Raw genomic sequence first — 2355 nt, 5'->3', positions numbered from 1 at the left:
CCCACCCTCCCTGACCTCCGCGAGCAGCTGCAGAACCGCGCGGGCCACCGTGCGCGGCACCTCCATCTGGGCCACGTGCCCGACCCCGGCCAGCATCATCAGCCGGCTGTCCGGGATCACCCGGGCCGCCTGCGGTGCCACCCGGACGTCCACCAGCCGGTCCTGCATCCCCCCGATCACCAGGGTGGGTGCCTGGATCGACGCGGCTATCCGCCACATCGAACCCGGACCCGGCAGGTACGACCGCACGAAGCAGGAGACCAGACCCCGGAACGTACGCACGTACGCGGCGGCGTAGTGGCTGGCCTCGTACCGCACCCGGATCTCCTCCAGCGCCTCCTGCCGACGCTGCTCGCTGATCCGGCTCAGGTCGGCCACGCACGCCGCCATCGCCTGCCGGGCCATCACCTCGGGAGCGATCTGGGCCAGCCGCCACGCCGCCAGTCGCTCACCGCGCGGAATCGCCAGCAACGGCAGCATCCGACCCTGCACCGAGCGGTGGAACCCGAGGAACGGCAGCGCCGGGGAGACCAGGGTGAGGGTCCGCACCAGATCCGGACGCAGTCCCGCCACCCGTACCGCGATCGCCCCACCCAGCGAGTTGCCGAACAGGTGCACCGGACCCCGCCCGGAGTGTTCGATCCAGCGCACCACCCGCTCGGCGAACGCCGGAATCGTGTAACTGCGCCCCGGCTCACTGCGCCCGAAGCCCGGCAGGTCGATCGCGTGGCCGTCGAGCCGGCCGGCGAGCAGTCCGGCCAGGTCCGTCCAGTTCTGCGACGAGCCGCCCAGCCCGTGCACGTACAACGCCGGCTCGGCGTCCGGGCCGGTGGCCGGCGTCTCCCGCACGTAGGTGACGGTGCCGTCGAGGCGCACCTCCCGGCCGGGCCAGGGCGGCGGGACGTCGTGCGGGGGCAACAGATTCTCGGGCCAGAGGGCGGCGCGCTTCATGCCTGGCAGTCTGCTCCTCGATAGCTGCACCCGACACCACCACCGACCTCAGGCCAGCAGTGCCTCCAACCGACGGTTCACCGCGGCCAGCGTGGCCCGCACCACCGCCTGCCGGGGGTCACCGGCCACCAGCGCCGAACCGGCGAGTTGCTCGACCCAACCGTCGCAGACCAGCAGCACCACCACCGTGGCGACCTCGCAACTGCCGAAGGGCACCACCGCCGCGTGCTCGACGAAGCACCGTCCCTGCTCGCCCGTGCCGTCACCGCCGCGTAGCAGGCGGTCCACCGCCGCCGCGGCGGCCACCGCGCAGAGCCGCAGGACGTACCCGTCCACCACCGGCCCGCTGGCGTGCCCGGCGGCGGTGTCCTCGCCGGCGAGCAGGCGCACCTCGACGGTGGCGTCCAGGCCGAAGGTGCTGACCTGGACGTGGTCGATCACCACCCGGGGGCCCGGCACATCGCCGATCTCCAGCGGGCGGGAGGGCGCGGTCTCCGTCGTGGTCATCTGCCCGCCCGAGTACGACGTGCCGAGCGTCACCGGGCTGCCGGCTGCCCCCGCCGGCTCCTCCACGCTCGCCCGACCCCGGTGCACGGGGGCCCGTCGGCGGCGGGACACCCCCGCGGCCGGGTCGGGCTCGTCCGCCCGGTCGCTTCCGGCGGGCTGCCCATCCGCGGCGGAGCCGCTGCGGACGGACGGCCGGTCGACCCGGTCCGCCGACACGGGCGGCCGATCGGCGTCGTCCGCTGGCACGGACAGCCGACCGGCACCGTCCATCGGCGCGGACAGCCGCGAGCGGCCGGCCGGCGCCGACCCCGGCTCCGGCGGCCGGAGGCCAGCCTCGCGGACGGCGTCGGAGTCCGCAGGTGGGCGGTTCTCCGGCAGCGGCGGGGCGGCCTCGGGGGCGTCGGCCACCGGTCGACCCGATGCCGACCGACGTCGCGTCGGCGCCGGGGCGGGTGACCCGGGCAGGTTCTGCGGGGCAGCGGCCAGCCCCATCCGCTCCTGGAGCAGACGGGCCACCATCCGGCTCACCTCGGCCGCGTCCGCCCCGTCGGCGAGGTCCAGCCGGAGGCTGTGCGCGCCGGCCGTGGTACGGCGCAGGGTGGCGTCCCGCACCCCCGCCACCTCGCGCACGGCGTCCAGGATGGCGTCGACGTCGAAGCCCTCCGGCCGCTCGCGCGGCGGAGCGGGCTCGTCGTCGCGGCGCAGGTGGGTGGCGATACGGGCGAGTTCCGGGGTCTCGGCTGGTGGATCCACGGCTGGCGGCTCCGGGACGACGGGCACGTCCGGTTCGGCGGGGACGCGCTGCGGCAGTACCGCCGCGCCCGGCGCTTCGTCCGTCGGGACCGGATCGGCCACGGAGACGGGGTCGGGGGCGGAACGGCGGGCCGCGTAGGGTGG

General features: G+C 75.9%; 1 protein-coding gene and 1 pseudogene. Both read right to left on the bottom strand.

What is annotated here, in order from left to right:
• On the bottom strand, positions 1 to 951 hold a 951-nt coding region (locus tag E1182_RS30215; protein ID WP_132271139.1), incomplete at its 3' end, for an alpha/beta fold hydrolase.
• A gap of 48 nt (positions 952 to 999) precedes the next feature.
• Positions 1000 to 2355: pseudogene (locus E1182_RS30210) on the bottom strand (hypothetical protein); the annotation flags it as partial.

The sequence above is a fragment of the Micromonospora sp. KC721 genome, from assembly GCF_004348355.1.
Taxonomy (GTDB): Bacteria; Actinomycetota; Actinomycetes; order Mycobacteriales; family Micromonosporaceae; genus Micromonospora.
This window is presented reverse-complemented; position numbering and strand designations above follow the sequence as displayed.